This is a genomic window from Brachybacterium sp. UMB0905 (assembly GCF_002871795.1).
Taxonomy (GTDB): domain Bacteria; phylum Actinomycetota; class Actinomycetes; order Actinomycetales; family Dermabacteraceae; genus Brachybacterium.
Genome location: NZ_PNHL01000005.1, coordinates 1 through 21,358, shown reverse-complemented (window position 1 = coordinate 21,358; position 21,358 = coordinate 1). Strand labels below are relative to the sequence as shown.

General features: G+C 72.0%; 18 protein-coding genes. 4 read left to right on the top strand and 14 right to left on the bottom strand.

Annotation, left to right across the window (positions count from 1 at the left end):
- Positions 1-20: 20 nt before the first annotated feature.
- Positions 21-1,052: a cell division protein ZapE gene (zapE, locus tag CJ197_RS05780; RefSeq protein WP_102235802.1), complete on the bottom strand. Its 1,032-nt coding sequence runs from the start codon at positions 1,050-1,052 to the stop codon at positions 21-23.
- 131 nt (positions 1,053-1,183) lie between these two features.
- Here zapE and CJ197_RS05775 point away from each other — a divergent pair, with 131 nt between their 5' ends.
- Positions 1,184-1,927, top strand: a complete 744-nt coding sequence (locus CJ197_RS05775; RefSeq protein WP_102235801.1) for a dihydrofolate reductase family protein — start codon at positions 1,184-1,186, stop codon at positions 1,925-1,927.
- Positions 1,928-1,951: 24 nt separating this feature from the next.
- Here CJ197_RS05775 and CJ197_RS05770 read toward each other — a convergent pair whose 3' ends face one another.
- Positions 1,952-3,304, bottom strand: a complete 1,353-nt coding sequence (locus CJ197_RS05770) for a S9 family peptidase (RefSeq protein WP_102235800.1) — start codon at positions 3,302-3,304, stop codon at positions 1,952-1,954.
- Positions 3,305-3,383: 79 nt separating this feature from the next.
- Between CJ197_RS05770 and msrB the strand changes: the two genes are divergently transcribed.
- From msrB to CJ197_RS05755, 3 genes are all read left to right on the top strand, one after another.
- Entirely contained in the window at positions 3,384-3,812 is a 429-nt protein-coding gene (msrB, locus tag CJ197_RS05765; protein WP_102235799.1) for a peptide-methionine (R)-S-oxide reductase MsrB, read from the top strand.
- Between the two features lie 120 nt (positions 3,813-3,932).
- Positions 3,933-4,559, top strand: coding sequence for a DUF3000 domain-containing protein (locus CJ197_RS05760; protein ID WP_102235798.1), 627 nt, complete (start codon positions 3,933-3,935; stop codon positions 4,557-4,559).
- Positions 4,556-5,827, top strand: coding sequence for an HRDC domain-containing protein (locus CJ197_RS05755; protein ID WP_158239384.1), 1,272 nt, complete (start codon positions 4,556-4,558; stop codon positions 5,825-5,827). Before CJ197_RS05760 ends, CJ197_RS05755 begins: the two co-directional genes overlap by 4 nt.
- 9 nt (positions 5,828-5,836) lie before the next feature.
- Here the strand turns inward: CJ197_RS05755 and CJ197_RS05750 are convergent, their stop codons facing one another.
- The 12 genes from CJ197_RS05750 to CJ197_RS05695 are packed head-to-tail and all read right to left on the bottom strand — an operon-like array spanning position 5,837 to position 19,834.
- A complete protein-coding gene (locus CJ197_RS05750) occupies positions 5,837-6,502 on the bottom strand; it encodes an NUDIX hydrolase (RefSeq protein ID WP_102235797.1) in 666 nt (221 codons plus the stop codon).
- 4 nt (positions 6,503-6,506) lie between these two features.
- The gene (locus CJ197_RS05745; RefSeq protein WP_102235796.1) at positions 6,507-8,285 is read right to left on the bottom strand and encodes a CTP synthase; all 1,779 of its coding nucleotides are present in this window, start codon (positions 8,283-8,285) and stop codon (positions 6,507-6,509) included.
- 6 nt (positions 8,286-8,291) lie between these two features.
- On the bottom strand, positions 8,292-9,419 hold the full coding sequence (locus tag CJ197_RS05740; RefSeq protein ID WP_102235795.1) for a glycosyltransferase family 4 protein: 1,128 nt from the start codon (positions 9,417-9,419) through the stop codon (positions 8,292-8,294).
- Complete coding sequence (gene murJ, locus CJ197_RS05735) at positions 9,416-11,170, bottom strand: murein biosynthesis integral membrane protein MurJ (RefSeq protein WP_233190665.1); 1,755 nt, start codon at positions 11,168-11,170, stop codon at positions 9,416-9,418. Before murJ ends, CJ197_RS05740 begins: the two co-directional genes overlap by 4 nt.
- Positions 11,167-11,970: a hypothetical protein gene (locus tag CJ197_RS05730; RefSeq protein WP_102235794.1), complete on the bottom strand. Its 804-nt coding sequence runs from the start codon at positions 11,968-11,970 to the stop codon at positions 11,167-11,169. The genes murJ and CJ197_RS05730 overlap by 4 nt, the downstream gene beginning before the upstream one ends.
- Entirely contained in the window at positions 11,967-13,058 is a 1,092-nt protein-coding gene (locus CJ197_RS05725) for a copper transporter (RefSeq protein WP_102235793.1), read from the bottom strand. The genes CJ197_RS05730 and CJ197_RS05725 overlap by 4 nt, the downstream gene beginning before the upstream one ends.
- Before the next feature lie 14 nt (positions 13,059-13,072).
- Positions 13,073-14,257 carry a putative cytokinetic ring protein SteA gene (gene steA / locus CJ197_RS05720; protein ID WP_102235792.1) on the bottom strand — a complete coding sequence of 395 codons (1,185 nt, stop codon included), beginning with the start codon at positions 14,255-14,257 and terminating at the stop codon, positions 13,073-13,075.
- The gene (recN, locus tag CJ197_RS05715; RefSeq protein ID WP_102235791.1) at positions 14,254-15,975 is read right to left on the bottom strand and encodes a DNA repair protein RecN; all 1,722 of its coding nucleotides are present in this window, start codon (positions 15,973-15,975) and stop codon (positions 14,254-14,256) included. Before recN ends, steA begins: the two co-directional genes overlap by 4 nt.
- Before the next feature lie 12 nt (positions 15,976-15,987).
- Positions 15,988-16,932 (bottom strand): NAD kinase, encoded by a 945-nt coding sequence (locus CJ197_RS05710; protein WP_102235790.1) that lies wholly within the window; start codon positions 16,930-16,932, stop codon positions 15,988-15,990.
- Positions 16,933-16,935: 3 nt separating this feature from the next.
- Positions 16,936-17,835, bottom strand: a complete 900-nt coding sequence (locus CJ197_RS05705) for a TlyA family RNA methyltransferase (RefSeq protein WP_102235789.1) — start codon at positions 17,833-17,835, stop codon at positions 16,936-16,938.
- Positions 17,832-18,848: an HAD-IIA family hydrolase gene (locus CJ197_RS05700; RefSeq protein WP_102235788.1), complete on the bottom strand. Its 1,017-nt coding sequence runs from the start codon at positions 18,846-18,848 to the stop codon at positions 17,832-17,834. Before CJ197_RS05700 ends, CJ197_RS05705 begins: the two co-directional genes overlap by 4 nt.
- Positions 18,845-19,834 (bottom strand): hypothetical protein, encoded by a 990-nt coding sequence (locus tag CJ197_RS05695; RefSeq protein WP_233190664.1) that lies wholly within the window; start codon positions 19,832-19,834, stop codon positions 18,845-18,847. The genes CJ197_RS05700 and CJ197_RS05695 overlap by 4 nt, the downstream gene beginning before the upstream one ends.
- Between the last annotated feature and the right edge of the window lie 1,524 nt (positions 19,835-21,358).

Below are 21,358 nucleotides of genomic sequence, written 5' to 3'. Positions count from 1 at the left end.
GTGCCGCTGAGGCAGGCTGCTCAGCCCAGCAGGGCGGCGCCGTCGCGGGTGAGGGAGGCCAAGCGTGACAGGGCCCGGAGATACTTCTTGCGGTACCCGGAGGTGAGCATCTCGGGGGTGAACAGGTCCTCGAGCACCCCCTGATCCCCCGCCCCGGCGAGGGACAGCAGCACCGGGATCTGCTGATCGTAGAGACGGTCGATGAGCACCACGAAGCGCAGCGCGTCGTGATGATGCGTCAGGCCCCGCACCCCGGTGAGGTGGACGGCGCGCACATCGTCGATCAGCGCCTCGTAGCGGGAGGGATGCACCTGCGTGAGGTGGGCCAGCAGGTCCTCGAAGGCATCGAGCGTGGCACCATCGGCCGCAGCAGCGTGCTCGCGCAGCGCCTCCTCGGCCACGGCGGTGATCTCGGCGGTGGAGTCGCGGCGCCGGTAGTCCTCACCGTCGATCCGCAGCACCTCGAAACGCTCCGCCATCGCCTGGATCTCTCGCAGGAAGTCCTGGGCGGCGAACCGCCCCTCCCCCAGGGCGTCCGGGAGGGTGTTGGAGGTGGCGACGATCGCGACCTGCCGGTCGGACAGCTCGCGGATCAGCCGGGTCATGAGCAGGGTGTCGCCGGGGTCGTCGAGCTCGAACTCGTCGATGCACACGAGCCGGGATTCAGCCAGCAGGTCCACGGCCTTCTGGAAGCCGAGCTCCCCCACCAGGTCCGTGTACTCCACAAAGGTGCCGTACACCCGCTGGCCGCCCGCCTCATGGAACAGGGAGGTCAGCAGGTGGGTCTTGCCGACCCCGAAGCCGCCGTCGAGGTAGATGCCGCGGGCGGGTTCGCTGCGGCGCCGCAGCTTGGAGAGGATCCCCCCGCGGGGCCGGTCCAGCGCGGCGGCGAAGGCGGCGATGCGCTCCTTGGCCTCCTGCTGGGAGGCGTGCGCGGGGTCGGGCACGTAGGTGTCCAGGCGGGCGCTCGCGAACCGCGGCGGGGGCACGAGGTCTGCGAGCATGCGCTCGAGAGACGGTTCGGGCCGGCGGTCGCTGAGGGCTTCGATCACCCGGCCGAGTCTAGGCGCAGGCCGTGAGCTGGCGGTGAGCCGCGAGCCTGCGGGATGATCGGTACCACATGGTCCGGTGGGCCGACGGGGACATGCCCCGAGGCGCCGCCTGCTGTCCCCGGGGAGGTTCGATGCATCTGCTGCTGCGCCATGGTGCGGTGCTGCCTGCCTCGCTGCCGGTGCGCGATAACGCCGCGGGGGTGCAGCTGCTCGCCGAGCTGTATGCGCTGCCGCGCGATGCCGTGCGGGTGCGCGCCATGATGAACACGACGATCGACGGGGCGGTGGTGGGGGCCGATGGGACGAGCGGCCCGCTGCGCAATCCGGATGACTCGCTCGTGTTCTCGGTACTGCGGGCCCTCGCAGATGTGGTGCTGGTGGGGGCGCAGACGGCGCGAGCGGAGGACTACACCCAGGTGCAGGGGCATGCGGGGCTGCTCACGCCCTCCCGTCGGCCCGGCGGCGGGGACCGCCCGGTGCTGGCGATCCTCTCCCGCAGCGGTGAGCTGCCCCGCGGGGTGGATCCGGACGGCACCACGCTGCTCATCACCCCCGCCGCGGGGGCCAAGGACGCGGCGGAGCGCTCAGGGCTGCCGCGGGAGCGGGTGCTGGGGGCAGATACCCCACAGCAGGTCATCGCGCTGCTCGCGGCGCGGGGGCTGCGCGGCATCCAGGCCGAGGGCGGTCCGTCGACCCTGGGATGGCTGCTGCACGCCGGTGTGCTCGATGAGCTGTGCCTGTCCACCACCCATCGGACCGTGGGCGGCGATTCCCCGCCGGTGCTGCGGGCGCCGGCGCATGATCAGCCCTGGCAGCTGCGCTCCCTGCTGGTGGGCGAGCACGCAAGCAGCAGCCGTTACACGCGCCCGGCGTAAGCAGCTCTCCCCCGCGGAACCGCGTCACAGGCGCAGGCCGATGGATCCTTCGAGGGCCGGCGCGGCGGGATCGCGGACCGGGAAGCTGATCTCGCCGACGTCCTCGAGGTCCAGGGCATCGATGAGGAAGTCCGCCAGGCGCCGCTCGTACCGGGCGGGGTCCCGGTTCCACTCGCGGGTGTGGGAGGCGCCGTCGACCGGCACGTACTCGATGAGGTCCTTGCGGCGGGCGGCCAGCAGTCGGCTGGGCTCGGGCGGGACGGTGGCATCGTCCATGGCGTGGAACAGCAGGGTGCGGTGGCGCAGATGCTCAGCGTAGTAGCTGGGGGTCATCTCATGCAGGGCGAGCGGTTCGTGCAGGCGCACCATCCTCGCGCCCATCTGGGAGGTCATCATCCACAGGGCCAGGCGCCGCATCGGTGCCGGGGCCTTCAGCGCGGTCGCGTGGTAGATGAGGATGTCCTGCCAGTCCACGGCTGGGGAGTCGAGCACGAGCGCGGCGATCTGCTCGCGGTGCGCTGAGCGCACGGAGGTGCGCAGCACGATCCCGCCACCCATCGACCAGCCCATCAGCAGGATTCGACGGGCGCCGTGGGCCAGGGCGAACTCGATCGCCGCCTCAGTGTCCTCCCATTCCGCCGACCCCAGGTGATGCATGCGGTCCGCGGAGGCCGGGGCCCCGGCGTCATTGCGGTAGGTGATGACCAGGCTGGTGAGCCCCAGGCGGTGCAGCAGGGGGATCACGCGCAGCGCCTCCCCGCGGGCGGATCCGTGCCCGTGCACGAGGATCGCCCAGGTGTCCGCGTGACCATCGGCCGCGCCGCGCACCGCATCAGGACGGACCAGCCAGGCGGGCATGTGCCCCACCGGGGATTCGATATGCACTTCGGTCGTGGGCAGTCCGTGCGCGGTGCGCGGGTCCCCGGCCCAGAAAAAACCGTTCGAGGTCGCCCGGTCCACAGCCAGCGGCACATCGGTGTCCGCGGCGAGCATCTGTCGCGCCACCGTGCGGGGTGTGGGGTGGCCGATGACCTCGCCGAGCCGCACATGCGCGGTGCCCGTGTTCTGCCGCAGCGCCATGACGCCTCCGCGCAACGAGGTGGGGTTCGCATCCAGGTGCACCCGGTCCTCGTGGACAGCGCGGACGGTGAGGTCGGGGCGGCCGCGCAGACCCTCGCGGGGCACCAGGGGCAGGCGCGCCATGACGCGCGCGCCCAGAGTCAGCAGGCCGCCGCTGAGTGTGAACGCCGCCGCAGCGCCGATAGCACCCATCACCGCTACCTCATGCCAGCGGGCGAGGTCGGGCCGGATCGGCGGGCTGGTGAGTGCGCGCTGGAGCAGCCCGGGAGGGCGCTGGGGCGTGGGTTCGCTGCTCATAGCGGGCAGTGTAGTGAGGGCGGCAATGCAGTGAGGACGGCAAAGTCGTGAGCACGGCAAGCCAGATAGCATCGGCCCCATGAGCAGCGAGCAGATCGGTTCCTCCTCCTACCCGGTGGCGCTCAGCGCCGAGCAGTGGCGCGAACGCCTCTCCCCCGCCGAGTTCCACGTGCTGCGCGAGGGCGGCACGGAGCGTCCGGGCACCGGGGAGTACGAGGAGGTGCGTGAGGCGGGCACCTATGCCTGCCGGGCCTGCGGGGCAGAGCTGTTCACCGCGGACACCCAGTTCGATGCCCACTGCGGCTGGCCCGCATTCTGGGCGCCGACGGACTCTGCGGCGGTGGAGCTGCTGGAGGACACCTCGCTGGGGATGCGCCGGATCGAGGTTCGGTGCGCGCGCTGCGGCTCCCACCTGGGGCATGTGTTCGAGGGAGAGGGCTTTCCCACTCCCACCGATCAGCGGTACTGCATCAATTCGATCTCCCTGCGGCACAGCGACGACGCCTGAGCCGCTCACCCCGAGGCGCGGAGCCTCACGAGGGCTGTCAGCGCGCTGTGGTCCCTGCACCCGGCGGGCACGACGGCGCGCCTGAGCGGGAGCGCGAGGGTGCGCGGATAGCCTCGCAGGGTGTCCGTCCATAGAATCCGCTCCGGTGATGACGCCTTCACCGCCGCGATCGATGCGATGATCGCGGCGCCGCTGCGCCCCGAGATGGTCTGGCGCACCATTCCTGCGCCGTCCCGGATGGCGCCCTCGACGTGGGCGTGCACAGGCGAGATCACGGTCCATGACGAGGAGCTCTCATCGGGACGCCTCGTGATCCTCCACGACCCGGCCGGGCAGGAGTCCTGGGACGGGACGTTCCGGATGGTGGCGCTGGTGCAGGCACAGCTGGAGCCCGAGTTCGCGATCGAATCGATGCTGGGGGATGTGGCGTGGTCGTGGGTGACCGAGTCGCTCGAGCTGCATGATGCTGACGCCCGGGAGCTGGGCTGCACCGCCACGCGGGTTGTCTCCCAGTCCTATGGGGCGCTTGCAGGGCGCCCCTCCACGGTGGATGTGGAGATGCGGATCTCCTGGACCCCGGAGCCGGATGCGGCCGGGACCGTGGAGCTGGGGCCGCACTTCGCGGCCTGGACGGCGATGCTCGCGGCCGCAGGTGGTCTGCCGCCAGCGCCTCCGCGGATCGCGCCGATCGCGCCGACGCACCGGGCACGCGCCCCGCATGCCGCTGCCGATGAGGGGCTCGCGTGAGCGCAGAGCAGAGCATCCCCAAGAACTCCCCTGACTCGCAGGGCTCCCCTGACTCCCCGGTGTTGCGGGACCTCACGGCGCCGCGCGATGGACTCGTGCCGGTGATCGACCGGATCCAGCCGCTGCGCGCGTGGTGCGAGGCCGCCGCACGTGCGCCGCAGGAACCGGTGGCGGTGGATGCCGAGCGTGCCTCGAGCTACCGCTACAGCGCCCGCGCCTACCTCATCCAGCTGCGCACCGCCAGCGCGGGCACCGCGCTGATCGACCCGCTGGCCTTCACGATCCCCCAGGGTCTGAAGACTCTGCTCGGGCAGCGTGAATGGGTGCTGCATGCGGCCGGGGCGGATCTGCCGAGCCTGGCGGAGCTGGGGCTTGTGCCCGCATCGCTGTTCGACACCGAGCTGGCGGCGCGCCTGCTGGGGATGGAGAAGGTGGGGCTGGGCGCCGTGGTCGCCGACACCCTGGGGCTGCGCCTGGCGAAGGAGCATTCTGCCGCGGACTGGTCACAGCGTCCGCTGCCGGAGAGCTGGCTGGTGTACGCGGCGCTGGATGTGGAGGTGCTGATCGAGGTCAAGGATGTGCTCGCCCAGCGTCTCGCACAGGCGGGGAAGACCGCGTGGGCGCAGCAGGAGTTCGAGCATGAGCGCACCCATGAGCCGGGGCCCACGCGCTCGGCGAGCTGGCGGGGGCTGCACGGTCTGGGGGCGCTGAAGTCACCGAGGCAGCTCGCGGCAGCGCGCGCGATGTGGACGCGGCGCGATGAGATCGCTGCGCGCGAGGATCTGTCCCCGCATCGGGTGATCCGGGACCGGGATCTGGTGGCTGCGGCGAAGGAGGCTCCGCGGGGGCGGGAGGCTTTTGAGCGGGCGCTGCCGAAGGCGATGCGGGCCAAGGACCAGTGGTGGAAGACGGCCCGCAGCGGGGTGGAGCTGCCGGAGGCGCATCTGCCCGCACGGTCCGAGCGGTCCTATCCCCCGCCGCACAAGCTGTGGTCGAAGAAGTATCCGGAGGTGGCCGAGCGCTACCGGGCGGTGCGCGCGGCCGTCGCGCAGCGGGCCGAGGACCTCGAGCTGCCCAGCGAGAACCTGCTGCAGCCGGGACTGCTGCGGCACTGGGTGTGGGAGCACGAGGGCGCCGGCGCGGAAGAGGAGGTCGCCGCGGCGCTGCAGCAGCTGGGGGCGCGCCCCTGGCAGGTGGAGCAGTCCGCCCCCGTCATCCATCGGGCGATGCTCGAGGACGTTGCTCCTCCCGCGACGAACGCCCCCTGAGCGGGGCGGTCAGTCGCGCCCGGGCCGCTCGAGGAAGGGTGCATCGGCCGGGCGGAGGGCGGCGATGCCCTCCCCGGAACGCACCGCAGCCAGCGTCAGCAAGGCGCTGACAGTGGTGGCGTTCGTGATCCGGCCATCGAGCGCCGCGGTGATGGCCTCCTGCAGCGGCACCCAGGCGGTGATGAGCTCCGCCTCCTCGTCGGTGCGCTCGAAGTCCAGCGTGGCCGCAGTGAGGCCGGTGGCGAGGTAGACGCGGATCACCTCGTCGCTGCCGCCGGGTGAGGGACGCAGATCCACCAGAGTGCGCAGGGCGGTGGCACTGACCCCCGCCTCCTCGGCGAGCTCGCGCAGGGCAGCGCGGTGCGGTGCCTCTCCGTCCCGGTCCAGCAGCCCGGCGGGGATCTCCCACAGCGTCGCGCCGACGGCATGGCGGTACTGCCGGATCAGCAGCACGCGGTCCTGTTCGTCCAGGGCGAGGACGGCGACGGCCCCGGTGTGGCACAGGTACTCGCGGTCGAAACGGACCTCGGCGGTGAAGTCGACGGTGTCGCGCACGAGGTCGAAGATCATGCCCTCGTGGAGGGTGCGTCGGGCGGCGACGGAACGCCGCCCGACCTCGTCGCGCAGCGCAGCGCCCGTCTCCAGGGCGGGCTCGGGACTGGTCTGGTCGGTCATCGTCTCACTCCTTGAAGCGCAGGGGCTCGGCGGGCTCGGGGTCGACTTCGAGCAGTCGCGTGTCCATCTGCGCCTGCAGGGCCGCGCCGATCAGCCCGGCGAACAGGGGATGCGCGCGGGTGGGGCGGCTGCGCAGCTCCGGATGGGCCTGGGTGCCGATGTAGTAGGGGTGCTCGCTGCGGTCGAGCTCGACGAACTCCACCAGCTCGTGACCGTCCTCGAGAGTGGAGGTGCCGGAGATCTTCAGGCCCGTCTCCTCGAGCCGGGCGCGGTAGGCATCGTTGACCTCGTAGCGGTGGCGGTGGCGCTCGGACACCTCGGTGCTGCCGTAGGTGTCGGCGGCGAGCGATCCCTCGGCCAGGTGATGCGCGTAGGTGCCCAGGCGCATGGTGCCGCCCAAGTCCCCCTCCCCGGCGATGATGTCCCGCTGCTCGGCCATGGTGGCGATCACCGGGTCGGTGGTCTCCGGGTCGAACTCGGTGGAGTTCGCGACGAGCAGGCCCAGCTGGTGCCGGGCGTGCTCGATCACCATGGACTGCATGCCCAGGCACAGGCCGAGGGTGGGGATGCGGTGGGTGCGGGCGTGGTGGAGGGCGCCGATCTTCCCGTCGACGCCGCGGATCCCGAAGCCGCCGGGCACGACGATCGCATCGACGTCCTTCAGCTGCTCGCGGGCGCCCTCGGGGGTGGTGCAGTCATCGGCCTGCACCCAGCGCAGGTGGATGCGGGCGCCGTGGTGGAACCCTCCGGCGCGCAGCGCTTCGGTCACGGAGAGGTAGGCGTCGGGCAGGTCGATGTACTTGCCCACCAGCGCAACGGTCAGTTCGTAGGCGGGGTGGTGGACGCGCTGCAGCAGGTCTTCCCAGGCGGTCCAGTCCACATCGCGGCTGAGCAGGTTCAGGCGGCGGATCGCGTAGGCGTCCAGCCCTTCGGCGTGCAGCACCCGCGGGATGTCGTAGATCGAGGGGGCGTCCGGGCAGGTGACGACGGCATCGAGGTCCACGTCGCACATCGAGGAGATCTTCGCTTTGACGGAGGCGGGCAGCTCCCGGTCGCTGCGCAGCACGATCGCATCGGGCTGGATGCCGATCGAGCGCAGCGCCGCCACGGAATGCTGGGTGGGCTTGGTCTTGAGCTCCTGGGAGGGGCCGATGAACGGCACCAGGGAGACGTGGATGAAGAACACGTCATCCCGGCCGACGTCCTGGCGGACCTGGCGGGCGGCTTCGAGGAAGGGCTGGGATTCGATGTCGCCGACGGTCCCGCCGATCTCGGTGATGATCACGTCGACGTCTTCCCCGGCCTGGGCGCGCATGCGGTCCTTGATCGCCCCGGTGATATGGGGGATGACCTGGACGGTGTCGCCGAGGTATTCGCCGCGCCGTTCCTTGGCGATGACGGTGGAGTACACCTGGCCGGTGGTGACGTTCGCATCGGCGGTGAGGTTCTCGTCGAGGAACCGTTCGTAATGCCCGATGTCCAGGTCGGTCTCGGCGCCGTCGTCGGTGACGAACACCTCGCCGTGCTGGAAGGGGTTCATGGTGCCGGGGTCGACGTTGAGGTACGGGTCCAGCTTCTGCATCCGCACGCGCAGTCCACGGTTCTTCAGCAGCATGCCGAGGCTCGAGGCGGTCAGGCCTTTGCCGAGGCTCGAGACCACCCCGCCGGTGACGAAGATGTGCTTGGTCGCGCCGGGATTTCGGAACGGCTTGGTGGGGGCGGCGCTGATCCGCGGGAGAGGGCCGGTGGTGGGCGTGGGGGTGTTCGCGCTGGTATCTGCCACGGACTGTCAACCTATCAGGTCAGCCCCGGACGGCGTGAGCACCGTCCGCAGCTGGCCGAGCAGATCCTCCGCATCGGGCAGGTCGCGGGCGCGGCGGCGGGCGGCGGCTTCGGCGTGTCGGCGCACGTCGGGGTCGGCGAGCGCGCGGATCGCAGCGGCGAGCGCGGGAGCATCCCCCACCGGGACCAGGGCGGCGGCGCCGCCCGTGACCCAGCGGGTGCCGCCCGCGTCGGTGGCGACGATGGCCCGTCCGGCCTGCAGCGCTTCCTGCAGGGAGACGGGCTGCCCTTCCCAGCGGGCGGCGGAGATCACGAGGTCGCTCGAGGCCAGCAGCGCGGGGATGTCCTCGCGGCGGCCCAGGAGCCGCACGGGGAGGTCCTCGCGGGCGATGCGAGCGGCGAGCTGATCGTGCAGCGGACCGTCCCCGGCGATGTCGATGTGCACACGCGGCGGGGCGTCGGGCTCGTGGCGGTGCGGCGGCTGGTGCAGCAGCGCGGCGGCGTCCAGGAGGGTGTCCAGGCCTTTCTGGGGGGCCAGGCGGGCGATGACCAGGGCGCGCAGCGCCTCCGTCGGCGCCGGACCAGCGGGGTGTCCGGGCTCCCCGTGCCCCCTGTCCACCGCGGGGGCGTCGTCCGTGGGAGAGACCGGTAGGGCAGCGCTCTGCGCGTCGCTGCGGTGCTCTCGCGCGGGGGCGGGGATCACGGCGTGGTGGACCTCCCGCGCACCGGCTGCGCGCGCGGCCGCGGCGAGGTCCGGGGAGACGGCGAGCACAGCATCGGCCCGGCGGGCGAGGATGCGCAGCAGGGCGGTGCCGATCAGGCGGGTGGCGCGGGAGCCGATGGGGAGGTTATGCAGCGTGACGACGAGGCGGTGGCGCCGTCTGGGCAGGGCCAGGGCCGTAAGAGCCCCGGCCCGCAGTCCATGGGCGTGGACGGTCACGGGCCCGGGGGTCTGTGCGACCTGGCGGCGCAGCGCCTGGATGGTACGGGCGTCTTCGCGCAGGTGGGGGCGTTCGCGAATGGTCACGGCCGCTTCGCGCACATCCACGCCGGCGCGGCGCAGCACGGCGAGCTCCTGGTCCACGTGGGCGGCCAGTCCCCCGCTCGCGCGCGGTCGCACCACCAGGATGCTCATGCGGCCTCGCCCGGGTCCAGCTCCTCGGCGGTGGCGGGGTCCTGCTCGTGGCGGCGGCGCAGGCGGCCACGGACCTGACGGATCAGCGACGGGTCCGCGAGGACCATCACCGCGGCGCTGAGGAGCGCGGCGAGCAGTCCGGCGGCGATACCGCTGAGGACCGCACCGATCTCCCCTGTGTCGGTGGTGATGAGGGCGCGGCCCAGCAGCAGTCCGGGCACCGCTCCGGTGGCCAGCGCGATGGGGACCACGAGGGCGCAGCGGCGCACCTGGGCGAGGTGCCCGCCGAGCTCGAGGATGTCGGCGATGCGCATGAGCCCCACGAGCCCGCCCACGCCCATCCCCACGCCGATGCACAGCGCGAAGACCGTCGCGGCCTCCGCCGCGGAGCGGGTAGGGCTGACCAGCACCAGCACAACGATCAGCCCGGCGGCGACGGCCCATCCCACCGAGCCGACCAGCAGCGCATCCTTCGCCCGCAGCGCGGCGGAGAGGATGCGGGTGCACTGGTGGGTGGTCGCATAGCCGATCAGGCCCAGCCCCATCCCGGCGGTCGCGGCCCCCACCCCGGCGGCGCCGGCGCGGTCCACGATGCGGAAGAACTGCTCGAGGGCGGGGCCACCGGCGATGAGCATCGCCGCCCCGATGACGCTGACCATGATGACGGTGCGCACGGAGATCGCCGCGATACGGGAGAAGCCGGTGCGGTCGCTGACCAGACGCATCTCCGACAGGTGCGAGAAGACCGCGGTGACCAGCGGAACCACGAGCACCGCGAAGGGCAGCAGGTACAGCGCCTGGGCGTACTGGAACACCGGGAGGGTGCCGACACCGCCGGCGCGCATGGCCAGCAGCATCACCAGGGCCAGCACGAGCTGCTGGGCACCGACGGCTCCGACGCCGGCACCTCCCAGGGCCAGGGCGCGTCGGCCATACCCGCCGGGCATGCGCAGGGTGGGGCGCAGGCGCAGTCCGGCACGCAGCGAGACGATCAGGACGGGCAGTGCCATTGCGGCGACCCCGGCGGTGGTGCCCCAGCCGAGCCAGGCCACCGCCGCGGGGTCGATCGTCGCGGTGGTCGCCACGGGCGGCACGAGGTGGGCGTAGGCGCGGTAGGCGATCATGACGGTCAGGGAGCTCAGCAGCGGCATCATCGCTGGCCACAGGAAGCGTTTGCGGGCCTGGAGGTAGGCGCCGAGGACCACGGAGATGCCGTACAGCGGCAGCTGGAGAGCGAAGATCCGCAGCAGCGTCGCCCCGAGGGCGACGCCCACGGTCCCATCGGAGGCCAGCAGGAGGGTCGCAAGCTGATCGGCCAGCAGCACGAGCGCGGCTGTGAGCACTCCCGTTCCGAGCAGCGTCCAGGTCAGAAGCGCGGAGATGATGCGATCCGCCAGGGCGCGGCCATCGCGGGGAGCGGCAGCATCAGGTGCTGCGCCGGTGACCTGCTCCGTGCCGTCCCGCTCGGGCATCAGTCCTGCCACGAGCGGCACCACCACGGCGGCGAGCGCCCCACCTGCGGCGATCTCGAACAGCACATTGGGCAGCAGGTTCGCGGTCGCATAGGCGGTGCCGACGTCCCCCGCGCCGACGCTCGCCCCGAACACGAGGTAGCGGGCGAATCCGGCGATGCGCGCAAGGATGGTGACCACGAGGATCACCCCGGCGCCGCGCAGCACCGCCCGGCCGATCCGGCGGCCGGATGCCACCGCTGCCGGGTCGGCCGGATCCGGGGTCGCGGGGGCGCTCACGAGGTCTCCTCCGTCGCGGCGGGCCCTCGGCGCCGGCCCAGCTGATCCAGGGCGTGCAGTGCCGGGGTCCGGTCGATCACGGCGCTGAAGGACACGCGTTCGCTGATCAGGGTGAGGGTAAGAACGGTCGTGAGGGCGAGCAGACGAGCGGGGACGGGCAGCCGACGCGCGGCAGCGGTGCCGACAGCAGCGCCGAGCACGTTCGCGCCCGCATCGCCGAGCATGCCGCGCTCAGCCAGATCAGCAGGCAGGGCGGCAAGTCCCGGCAGCAGCGCGGCGGTGGCGAGGATGCGGCCGGAGGCGCTGCGGTCCGTATCGGCGCCGGGTCGGCTGGCGGGGGCTGCCAGCAGCGCCGCCGCGGGCAGCGTCGCCTTCAGGGCGCGGCCAGGCCGCAGATCCAGGAGGTTCACGAGGTTCGCGCAGCCTGCGGCGAGCGCGGCATCGGCGAGGATCATCCCGCCGCTGCGCGGGGCCGGAGCGCCAACCGCCCCGAGCAGGGCCAGCACCGGGATGCCCAGGGCTTTCGCCCCGCCGGTGGTGAGGTGTCCGCGGCGCAGCTGGCCCAGATGCCCCCGCAGCCCCTTGGCGGTGGCCCGTCCGGCGCGGCGCTGATGCGGCTCCAGAAGGTCATCGGCGAGCCCCAGGGCGCCGATTCCGAGCAGCACTACGGCGTCCCGGCGCTGGGGTCCGCGGCAGGCCAGAGCGCTGGTCGAGGCGATCACCAGGGCCCCTTCGAGCAGGGTCACCTCACGCCCGGCATAGTTGGTGCGGCGCAGCTCGCGCGCGAGGGTGCGGATCATCCCTCGCCCCCGTCGGCCGTGTCGTCACGATCGGCGCCGCCCTCTCCCCCGCCGTCGGAGGGTGCGGAACCGTCCTGCGCATTCTGGGCGTCCTGCCCGCTCACGGCTACGGTCTCGGGCAGCTCGGGCATCCGGGCGTCGGCATCGACCGTGGTGCCGTAGGCGCCGTTCCCGCCGCGGGTCTGCTCCACCAGCGCGAGGATGCTCAGCAGCGGCCCATCGGGCTCCTGCAGTCGGTCCGTCGTGGACAGCACCTGCCCGGCGTCATTGCCGCGCACGGTGCGCAGAATGCCGGTGGAGCCGTCGTTATCGGGGGTGACGGCGGAAACCACCGTGGGCAGCTGCGCACCGGCCAGGGCATCGACCAGGGCGGTCTGGGCGCCCAGGAGGTTCTGGGACTGCTCGGCGGCCGCCTGCTCGTCCTGCCCGGTGGCAAGCTCCTCGGGGGAAGCGGCGGCCACGACGATGCCGTCCACCCGCTCGGGCAGATCGCCGACGATCGAGACGAGCTGCAGGTCGATCAGCACCTGCCACACCTGGGAGCGCAGCTCGGAGGGAAGCGGCTCAGCCGGCTCCGGGTCCAGCAGAGTGGGGATGGTCCCGGCCAGCAGCGCCGGGTCGGTCAGCGCTCCGGCATCGGAGCTGGGCAGCACGGCGGGGGCGATCGCCCGGATCTGCTCGAGTGCTTCGGCCCGCGTCTGCGCCTCGGCGGGATCCCACAGGCTGCTGCGCAGGCGCACCTCGGCGCGGGAGGCGACATCAGCCTCATCGAGCAGGCCGTTCATCCGCTCCACAGCGGTGCGGGTGGCGTCCCCGTCGGTGAGAACCACGATGTGCCGCCCCTCGAGGGTGGTGTCCACCAGCTGGGGCCCCGCCTCCGCGATGAAGGTGGTCAGCTGATCGTTGCGTGCGGCCAGGTCCTCCTTGTCGTTGCGCAGCTGCTCGGCCTCGGTGCGCAGCTGCTCGACCTGCCCGGCGAGCTGGTCGCCGAGGTTCTCGCGCAGCGGGCCGGCGCCCAGCACGATGCCCACGGCGAGCGCGAGGAACACCGAGATCAGGGAGACGAGGTGATAGCGGAAGTCGATCACGGGATCGGGGCCTCCTAGGACCCGGGGGGCCGGGGTGAGAACAGCAGGGTGAACCAGGACAGCACGGAATCGATGCGGGCCCCGAGGATCTGGACGAGCGCCTGCCCGCCCGGGGTGGCCCACAGCGCGACCGCGAGGGCCGCCAGCCCGGCCAGGGCCAGCAGCACCAGCTGGAAGGTGGAGATCCTCTGACGGTACAGGCGGGAGACGCCCTTGGCGTCCACGAGCTTCGAGCCGATCCGCAGCCGGGTGAGGAAGGTGGAGCTCATACCGGCACGGCCTTTGTCCAGGAACTCCTCGAGGGTGCCGTGGGTGCCGACGGCCACGATGACGCTCGCGCCCTTCTCATCAGCCAGCAGCATGGCGATGTCCTCGCTGGTGCCGGAAGCAGGGAAGGCGATCGCATTCTTCGCCAGACCCAGGGCCTCGAGGCGTTCCATGCCGGGGGCGCGCCCGTCGCGATAGGCGTGGACCACCAGTTCGCTGCCGCTGCGCAGGGCTCGATCCGAGACGGAGTCCATATCGCCGATGATCATGTCGGGATGGAATCCGGCCTCGATGACCGCATCGGCCCCGCCGTCCACCCCGATGATCACCGGGCGGTTCTCCCGCAGGAAGGGGCGCAGGGTCGCCAGGTCCTCCTTGTAGTGGTAGCCGCGCACCACGATCAGCACGGGGCGCCCCTCCAGGCGGGTGCGCACATCCGGGGCTCCGATGCCGTCCAGCAGCAGGTCCCGCTCGCGCAGCATGTACTCCATGGTGTTCTGGGCGAACAGCTCAAGCTGCTCGGACAGACCCTCGCGGGCGGCCTCGAGCGCGGCGGCGATCGTCTCGGGGTCCTGGCGGGTGCCGCGGGCCACCTCGCCGTCCTCGTGATGGACGCTCGCGCCGTCGACGGTGATGTGCTCCCCGTCGTGGAGGTCCTCGAACACGGCGGCGCCGAGGTTATCGACGAGCAGCACCCCGGCGTCCACGAGGATCTGCGGGCCGGCGTTGGGGTAGCGCCCAGAGGTGGAGGCGGCGGCGTTCAGCACCGCCGCGGGGCGACGATCCACGAGCGCTTCGGCGGCTACGCGGTCGATGTCCTCATGGTCGATGACGGCGATGTCGCCGGGCTGCAGGCGTTTGGTGAGGTCCTTGGTGCGTTTGCCGAGCCGGGCGGTGCCGGTGACGCTCTGTGGGAGGTCGGTGCGGTTCATGCGCGCCCCCGCGGCCCGGCCTCATCCAGCAGCTCCTCAGCGTGGGCGAGGGCAACATCGGAGGCGTCATCGCCGGCGAGCATGCGGGCGAGCTCCCGGATCCGTGCGGCCCGATCCAGGGTGACAACGGTGGAGCTGGTCGCGGTGCCGTCGGTCGTCTTCACGATCTGCAGGTGAGTGCCGGCGTGCGCGGCGACCTGCGGCAGATGGGTGACGACGATGACCTGCGCGTGGCGGGCCAGACGGGCCAGGCGCTGGCCGACGGCGAGGGCGGCGCGCCCGCCGATCCCGGCGTCGATCTCGTCGAACACGAACACGGGGGCGGCACTGCGGTCGCGGCGGGAGGAGGCCAGCGCCACCTCGAGGGCGAGCATGACGCGGGAGAGCTCACCGCCGGAGGCGGCCTGCGCGACCGGCAGGTGCTCCGCCCCGGGGTGGGGAGCCAGCAGGATCGCCACCGCATCGCGGCCGTGGGAGCGGGGCGCGTGTTCAGCGACCTCGACCTGCAAACGCGCATCGGGCATCTCCAGGTGCCGCAGCTCCTCCTGCACCGCCTGGGAGAGGGCCTCGGCGGCGCGAGTGCGAGCGGCGGTGAGCGCGGCGGCAGTCTCCTCCAGCTCGGAGTTCAGCTCCTCGAGGCGCTCGCGGGCGCTCGCGAGCTCGGTCTCAGCCCCGTCGTAGCTCTCGAGGTCGGCGGCGGCGCCGCGGGAGGTCTCCAGCAGCTCGCTGATGCTCTCGGCGGGCCCATCGGGACCGGGCAGCAATGGCCCGAGCTCCCGCACCAGGACGGTCAGTTCGTGGAGGCGCTCATTCGCTGCGGCGATACGGCCCGGAGAGGTGTCGATGTCCTCGGCGTAGCGTGACAGCTCGGCGGCCAGATCGCTGATCTCGATGCGCAGGGCATCCAGTCGCTCGCCGAGCGGGGCAAGGGTCTGATCGGTGCGGGCGGCGCGGCCCACGGCCTGGGAGGCGATGTCCACCAGTGCACCGGCGGCGGGCCCGTCGTCCTCCCCCACCAGGGCGAGGGCCGCCTGGGCGGCGGCACCGCGCAGCTCCTCAGCATTGCCGAGCCGTTCGATCTCGGTGCGCAGGGCCGCGTCCTCACCCGCCTGGGGGTCGGCCTGTTCGAGGCGTTCGAGGGCCTCGCGCAGGGCGGTGCCGCGGCGGTCCCGCTCAGCCAGCAGCTCCTGCAGCTCCTGGACCCGTGCGGCGAGGCTGCCGCGTTCGCGCCACAGTCGCTGATGACGCTCGAGCGGTTCTGCGACGTCGTTTCCGGCGAAGCGGTCCAGGGCCTCGCGCTGCGCATCGGGGTCGCGCAGGCGCTGCTGGTCGGACTGGCCGTGGACGGTGACGGCGGTGCCCACCAGGCGGGAGAGGGTGCCGATGGGGATGGGCACCCCGCCGAGCTGGGCGCGGGAGCGGCCGTCACGGGTGACCCGTCGGACCACGAGCACCTCCCCGTCCTCCTCCTCGGCGCCCAGCTCGTCGAGGGCCGCGGCGAGGTCGGTGTGGCCGGTCAGGGACAGGGTGCCATCCACGGTGGAGGCCTCGCGGGTGCGGCCGCGGTCCAGGCGGGCGCCCAGCAGCATGGTCAGGCCCGTGACGATCATGGTCTTGCCGGCGCCGGTCTCGCCGGTCAGGGCGGTGAAGCCGGGTCCGAACTCGAGCAGGGCGTCGTCGATGACGCCGATGTTGCGGATGCGCAGCGTGGACAGCATGCTGGGCCGGCCTCAGCGGGTGCGGGGACCGCGGCCCCGCCAGCCCACCACGGGCAGCTGGAACTTCTCCACCAGGCGGTCGGCGAAGGGGGTCGGGGCCAGGCGGGCGAGCGTGACGGAGTTGGGGGACAGCCGCGCCTCGATCCGCATGCCGGCGCGAATGGACTCTGTGCGGCGACCGTCGAGGGTCAGCTCGCCTTCCTCGCGATTGTCCAGAGTCATCTCCACGGCGACAACAGAGGAGCGACCCAGCACGAGGGGGCGGGCGAACAGGGCGTGGGCTGCCAGGGGCACGAGCACGATCGCATCGACCTCGGGCCACACCACCGGCCCACCGGCGCTGAAGGCGTAAGCGGTGGAGCCGGTGGGGGTGGACATCAGCACACCGTCACAGCCGAAGGAGGAGACGGGGCGGCCATCGATCTCGATAGCGACGTTGATCATGCGCTGGCGGTCGGCCTTCTCGAGGGAGGCCTCGTTGAGGGCCCAGTGATGGGCGACGGGCTCATCGTCGGCATCCAGCACGGTGATCTCCAGCGTGCTGCGCTCTTCGATCTCGTAGTCGCCATCCAGCAGCCGGGCCACGGTGATGGAGAGATCTTCGACCTCGCTCTCGGCGAGGAAGCCGACGTGCCCGAGGTTCACCCCGTGCACGGGGACGTCGACGTCGCGGACGGCCTCCAGGGCACGCAGGATGGTCCCGTCGCCGCCCAGGACGATGCCGAGTTCGATGTCGCCCGGGGCCGCGTCCGCATCGATGATGTCCACTGCGCCGCTGGTGAGGAAGCTCTGCAGGCGCGGGGGCGCGAGGTCTGGGCCAAGGGCGAGGATCTCCTGGGACTGCTGCTGCATGATCACGCCGCGCACGCCCCGCAGCCGCAGCTCCTCGAGGACGCTGAGGGCGGCCTGCAGGGCGGCGGCGCGTCCGGTGTGGACGTACAGGAGGAAGCGTCGCATCGCTCAGTCCCCCTCATCGCTGTGCTGCTGGTCGGTGCTGGTCATGGTCGCGCGGTCGCTCATGCGCTGCTGGGCGGGCAGGTCAGCGCGGCGCATCGGGCGCTGGTCATGCACGGCAGTCCTGATCATGTCACAGGCCTGGGCCGCGGGAGCGGACCGCGCGCCGCCAGGGGCCAGATGCACAAAGTACTCGTGGTTCCCGTCCTGTCCGGGCAGGGTGCTGGGGCCGACGGCCAGCAGCTCGAGCCCTTCGTGCGCGGCAGCTTCCACGACCCCCTCGACGGCGCGGAGGCGCGCCGCCGGGTCGGTGACCACACCGGACTTCGGCAGGGCCTGTCGGCCCACCTCGAACTGGGGTTTGACCATGAGCAGCAGCTCGCCGCGGGGTCGCAGCACGGTGGCGAGGGCGGGTAGCACGGTGCGCAGGGAGATGAAGGACAGATCCGCGACGATGAGGTCGACGCGCTGCCCCAGCAGGTCGGGGGTGAGGTCGCGCACGCTGGTGCCGTCGTGGACGCTGACCCGCGCATCGGATCGCACATGCTCGGCCAACTGGTCGTGGCCGATGTCGACGGCGAGGACATGCGCTGCGCCACGGCGTAGCAGAACATCGGTGAACCCGCCGGTGGAGGCACCGGCGTCCAGGCAACTCAACCCGGCCGGGTCCAGGCCGAGGGCGTCCAGTGCGCCGAGCAGCTTGTGGGCGGCGCGGGAGGCGTACTCGATGCCGTCGGGGACGTCGACGACCTCCAGGCGGGCGCCGCGAGGCACCGGGGTGGCAGCCCGGGTGGGTGCGGTGCCGTTGAGGCGGGCGCGGCCCTCCTCGATGATGCGCCGGGCGTGGGTGCGCGAGCGGGCGAGGCCCGCCGCGAGCAGCGCGACGTCCAGTCGCTGGGTGCTCACCGCGGCAGCGGCACCGTCTCGGTGCCGTCGGGCCCCAGGATGCGGCCGGTGAAGGCGGTTTCGGGATAGTGCCGACGCAGCAGCGCCAAGGCCGCGGCGACCACCCGCGCATCGCTGAGCTCCCCGCGCAGGTGCAGATCATCGCCGGCGAGGTCCGCGCCGGTGGCGCCGCAGCGGGCGGCGGTGCCGTCCACGACGGGCAGCACGAAGGGGGCATGCAGGCCAGAGAGGTCCGGCAACACATAGGTGGGCCGACGGATCGCGTCGGCGCGCAGGGCAGTCTCGATTGTGTCGACGCCGGTGAGGACCAGCAGGGAGTCCATCTCGGCGCGGACGGCACCTTCGATGTCGGTGTCGAGCCGGTCGCCGATCACCAGGGGGCGCCGGGCACCGTGGCTCTCGGCTGCGAGGCGGAACATCCCGGGCCCGGGCTTGCCGGCGACCATCGGCTCCTGGCCGGTGGCGTGGCGCAGGGCAGCGACGAGGGAGCCGTTGCCGGGGGCCATACCGCGTTCGGTGGGGAGGGTGGCGTCGGTGTTGGTGGCCATCCACAGGGCGCCGCGGGCGATCGCGTAGGCCCCTTCCGCCAGATGCGACCAGCCGAGCTCCGGGGACCAGCCCTGGATCACGGCGGCGACGTCATCGTTATCGCGTTCCACGGGGGTGAGGCCGGCTGCGCGCACCTCGCTGGCGAGGGCCGGCCCCCCGACGACGAGGACGTGCTGTCCCTGCTCGAGCTGCTCGGCCAGGAGGCGGGCAGCGATCTGCGGGGAGGTCGCGAACTCTGCCGGATGCGCTGTGACGCCGACGTGCGCGAGGTGCTCGGCGGCCTGCTGCGGGGTGCGGGACGCGTTGTTGGTGGCGAAGACGATGGTGCGGTCGGCCTCGCGGGCGCGCTGAACGGCCTCGGCGGCGTGCGGGATGGGATTGCCGCCGTGCATGAGGGTGCCGTCGAGGTCCAGCAGCAGGGTGTCGTACAGGTCCAGCAGCGAGGGGTCGGGACGGCGGATCACACGCGCTCCTCAGCAGGGTCGACGGCCGGAGTATCGGCGTCGGCGGTCTCAGGGGCAGCTGTATCGGGGGCAGTCTGCTCAGCGGCAGTCGGCTCGGAGACGGTCGGCGAGGCGCCGGATGTCTCATCTGCCCGCCGGTCCGTCTCTGTCGTCTCGGCGCCGGTTTCCGTCGATTCGGTGTCAGTTTCCGTGGACTCGCTGTTAGTTTCCGGCGAGTCGGTGTCGGCTGTCACCGACTCCCCTGCGTCCGGCTCTGCCACCTCGGCGTCGGCCGCATCGGCATCCGGATCGTAGGTGTCCAGGACGCTGACCTGCTCGTCGTCTTCCCAGGTGGGATCCGCAGGGACGACCGAGGCGGGGCGCCCCAGGCGCTCGCCGGCGTCCGTGATGCCGTCGGTGTCGGCGTCGGCGGCGAGAGTCAGCCAGCGGCGTGCCTCTTCGCTGCGTCCGGCCCGGTCGAGCAGGTCGGAGTAGGCGACCCAAAGGCGGACCTGCCATTTCCCGTCGACCTTGTGACGCAGAGCGGGCGTCTCGAGGGTGCGCAGCGCAGTCTCGATATCGCCGGTGTCGGCATAGGCGCCGGCCACGACGATCATCAGCTCGATCGATTCGCTGACGGACAGGGCCGCGGCGTCGTCGGAGGCGGCGATGTCCAGGGCGCGTTCTGGTCGGCCCAGTCCACGTTCGGCATCGGCGAGCAGGGGCAGCAGATCCACGCGGCCCGTGATCCGCATCGCGGTGCGCAGCTCCCGCACTGCTGTGCGGTAGTCACCGGCGTTGTAAGCGATGATGCCGAAGCATTCTCGGACGACGCCGACGCGTCCGCCGAGGCGCGCGGCGAAGCGGGCGTGAGCCTGAGCGGTCTCCTGATCCTCGGCTTCGAGCAGGTATGCGGAGACCATATGCCGGGCGACGCGTTCCGCAGTCTCCTTGCTGAGTCCGCGCAGTTCGTCGTAGGTCTCGGCGGCAAGCTCCCGACCGGTCACGCCATCGAGGGTGCGCGGTTCCAAGGGACGATCCGCGCGTGCGTCCTGTCCGGGCCGGCTGGTGCTCCGGTCGTTGTAGCGTTCGCGCGAGCGGTGGGCCCGCCGGTCGTCACCGCGGTATCCGCGGTCATCGCGACGCGGCGCGCGATCCTCGCGGCGGCGACCACGGTCATCACGGTGAGGCGCACGGTCTTCACGGTGGGGTCCGCGATTGTCGAGCTGCGTACCCCGCTCACCCCGGTTGCGGTCGCGATCGCCCCAGCGCCCGCCCCGGTCCTCGCGGGGACGGCCGGAATTCTCCCTCCGCCCCCCGCGGTCGTCGCGGCTGCGTCGTGCGCCTTCCCAGCGACCGCCGCGGTCGTCACGGGAGCGGCCGGGCTTCTCCCAGCGACCACTTCGGTCCTCGCGGGGACGGCCGGAGTTCTCCCACCGCCCACCTTGCTCGTCACGGCGCGTGGTGCGGTCCTGGTAGCCCTCTCGACGCGGCTTGCCTTCATCGCGTCGTGGGCCAAAACCGTCCCGACGTTCGCCGCCGCCATCAGACCGCGAGGAACTGTCTTCGCGACGCGACGGGTTACGGCCTGCCCGGTGATCCTGGCGTCCGGAGTGCGAGCCCGTGCGTGGGGACTTCCCGGCGGGGCGGCGAGCAGCCCGATGCTCCCGCTCGCGCGGGGCTCGGTGATCGTCGTCCTGCCTGTGTTCAGCCACGTGAAGTTCCGTCTCTGCTCGCCCTATACCGTTGTCCTGTGAGCGTACGGGACCCACGACAGCTGACTTGCCAGTAGCTGGCGGATCCGTGACAGCTTTCACGGCAGAACCCTGCGTAGAGGTGACGACCCTCGCAGCTGCGCCATCAGCGAGGACAATCCACCGACGCAGCATCCCCATCACTCAGCGATATCACTCAGCGATGCCTGCGGCGCTCGCACCCTGTGCTCGACTGAGCTCCCCCTCGCCACACTCCAGCCCCACGTCTCCCGCAGGCCCTCCTGCTCCCGGGCGCTCCCCCGCTAAGCCCTCCCGCCCCTGGCAAATCCCCCGCTGCACCCTCCCTCACACTGCGTTCTCCCGCTGCACACTCCCGCCCCCACTTTCTTCCACTGGGCCCTCCCGCCCCTGGGTTCGCCAGCTTGGTCTTCCAGCGTCCTGCCCGCCACTTACCCCGGCGTAGTGCGGGTCTCAGCGGCATATGCGGGCTCGGGCCCGCGGTACTCCGGGGTAGATGGTGGATCATGCTCAAGCGTGGCCGGGAAAGGCGAGTCCACCACGTGCCCGGGGCGTGGCCTGGCGCATGCAGCGTGCGCGACGCAAGATGCGGTGCCGACGTTGCTGCCTGGCATCGTGAAGCTGCTGCCCGTCCCTCTGAGACCGCCGCTCGTCACTGTGAAACTGGGACCGCCTGGGTGAAACTCCTGCCTGTCACGGCGCATCTGTTGCGGACGAGTGTTTTCGGGTATGAGAAAGGGAGCGGGTCCGCGACGCTCCCACCATTGTGCTGGTGGGGGTCTGCGTGACCCGCTCCCT

Coding starts and splice junctions, on each gene's coding strand:
- CJ197_RS05775 (WP_102235801.1), top strand. CDS start 1,184: ATGCATCTGCTGCTGCGCCATGGTGCGGTGCTGCCTGCCTCGCTGCCG.
- CJ197_RS05770 (WP_102235800.1), bottom strand. CDS start 3,304: ATGAGCAGCGAACCCACGCCCCAGCGCCCTCCCGGGCTGCTCCAGCGC.
- msrB (WP_102235799.1), top strand. CDS start 3,384: ATGAGCAGCGAGCAGATCGGTTCCTCCTCCTACCCGGTGGCGCTCAGC.
- CJ197_RS05750 (WP_102235797.1), bottom strand. CDS start 6,502: ATGACCGACCAGACCAGTCCCGAGCCCGCCCTGGAGACGGGCGCTGCG.
- CJ197_RS05740 (WP_102235795.1), bottom strand. CDS start 9,419: ATGAGCATCCTGGTGGTGCGACCGCGCGCGAGCGGGGGACTGGCCGCC.
- CJ197_RS05730 (WP_102235794.1), bottom strand. CDS start 11,970: ATGATCCGCACCCTCGCGCGCGAGCTGCGCCGCACCAACTATGCCGGG.
- steA (WP_102235792.1), bottom strand. CDS start 14,257: ATGAACCGCACCGACCTCCCACAGAGCGTCACCGGCACCGCCCGGCTC.
- recN (WP_102235791.1), bottom strand. CDS start 15,975: ATGCTGTCCACGCTGCGCATCCGCAACATCGGCGTCATCGACGACGCC.
- CJ197_RS05710 (WP_102235790.1), bottom strand. CDS start 16,932: ATGCGACGCTTCCTCCTGTACGTCCACACCGGACGCGCCGCCGCCCTG.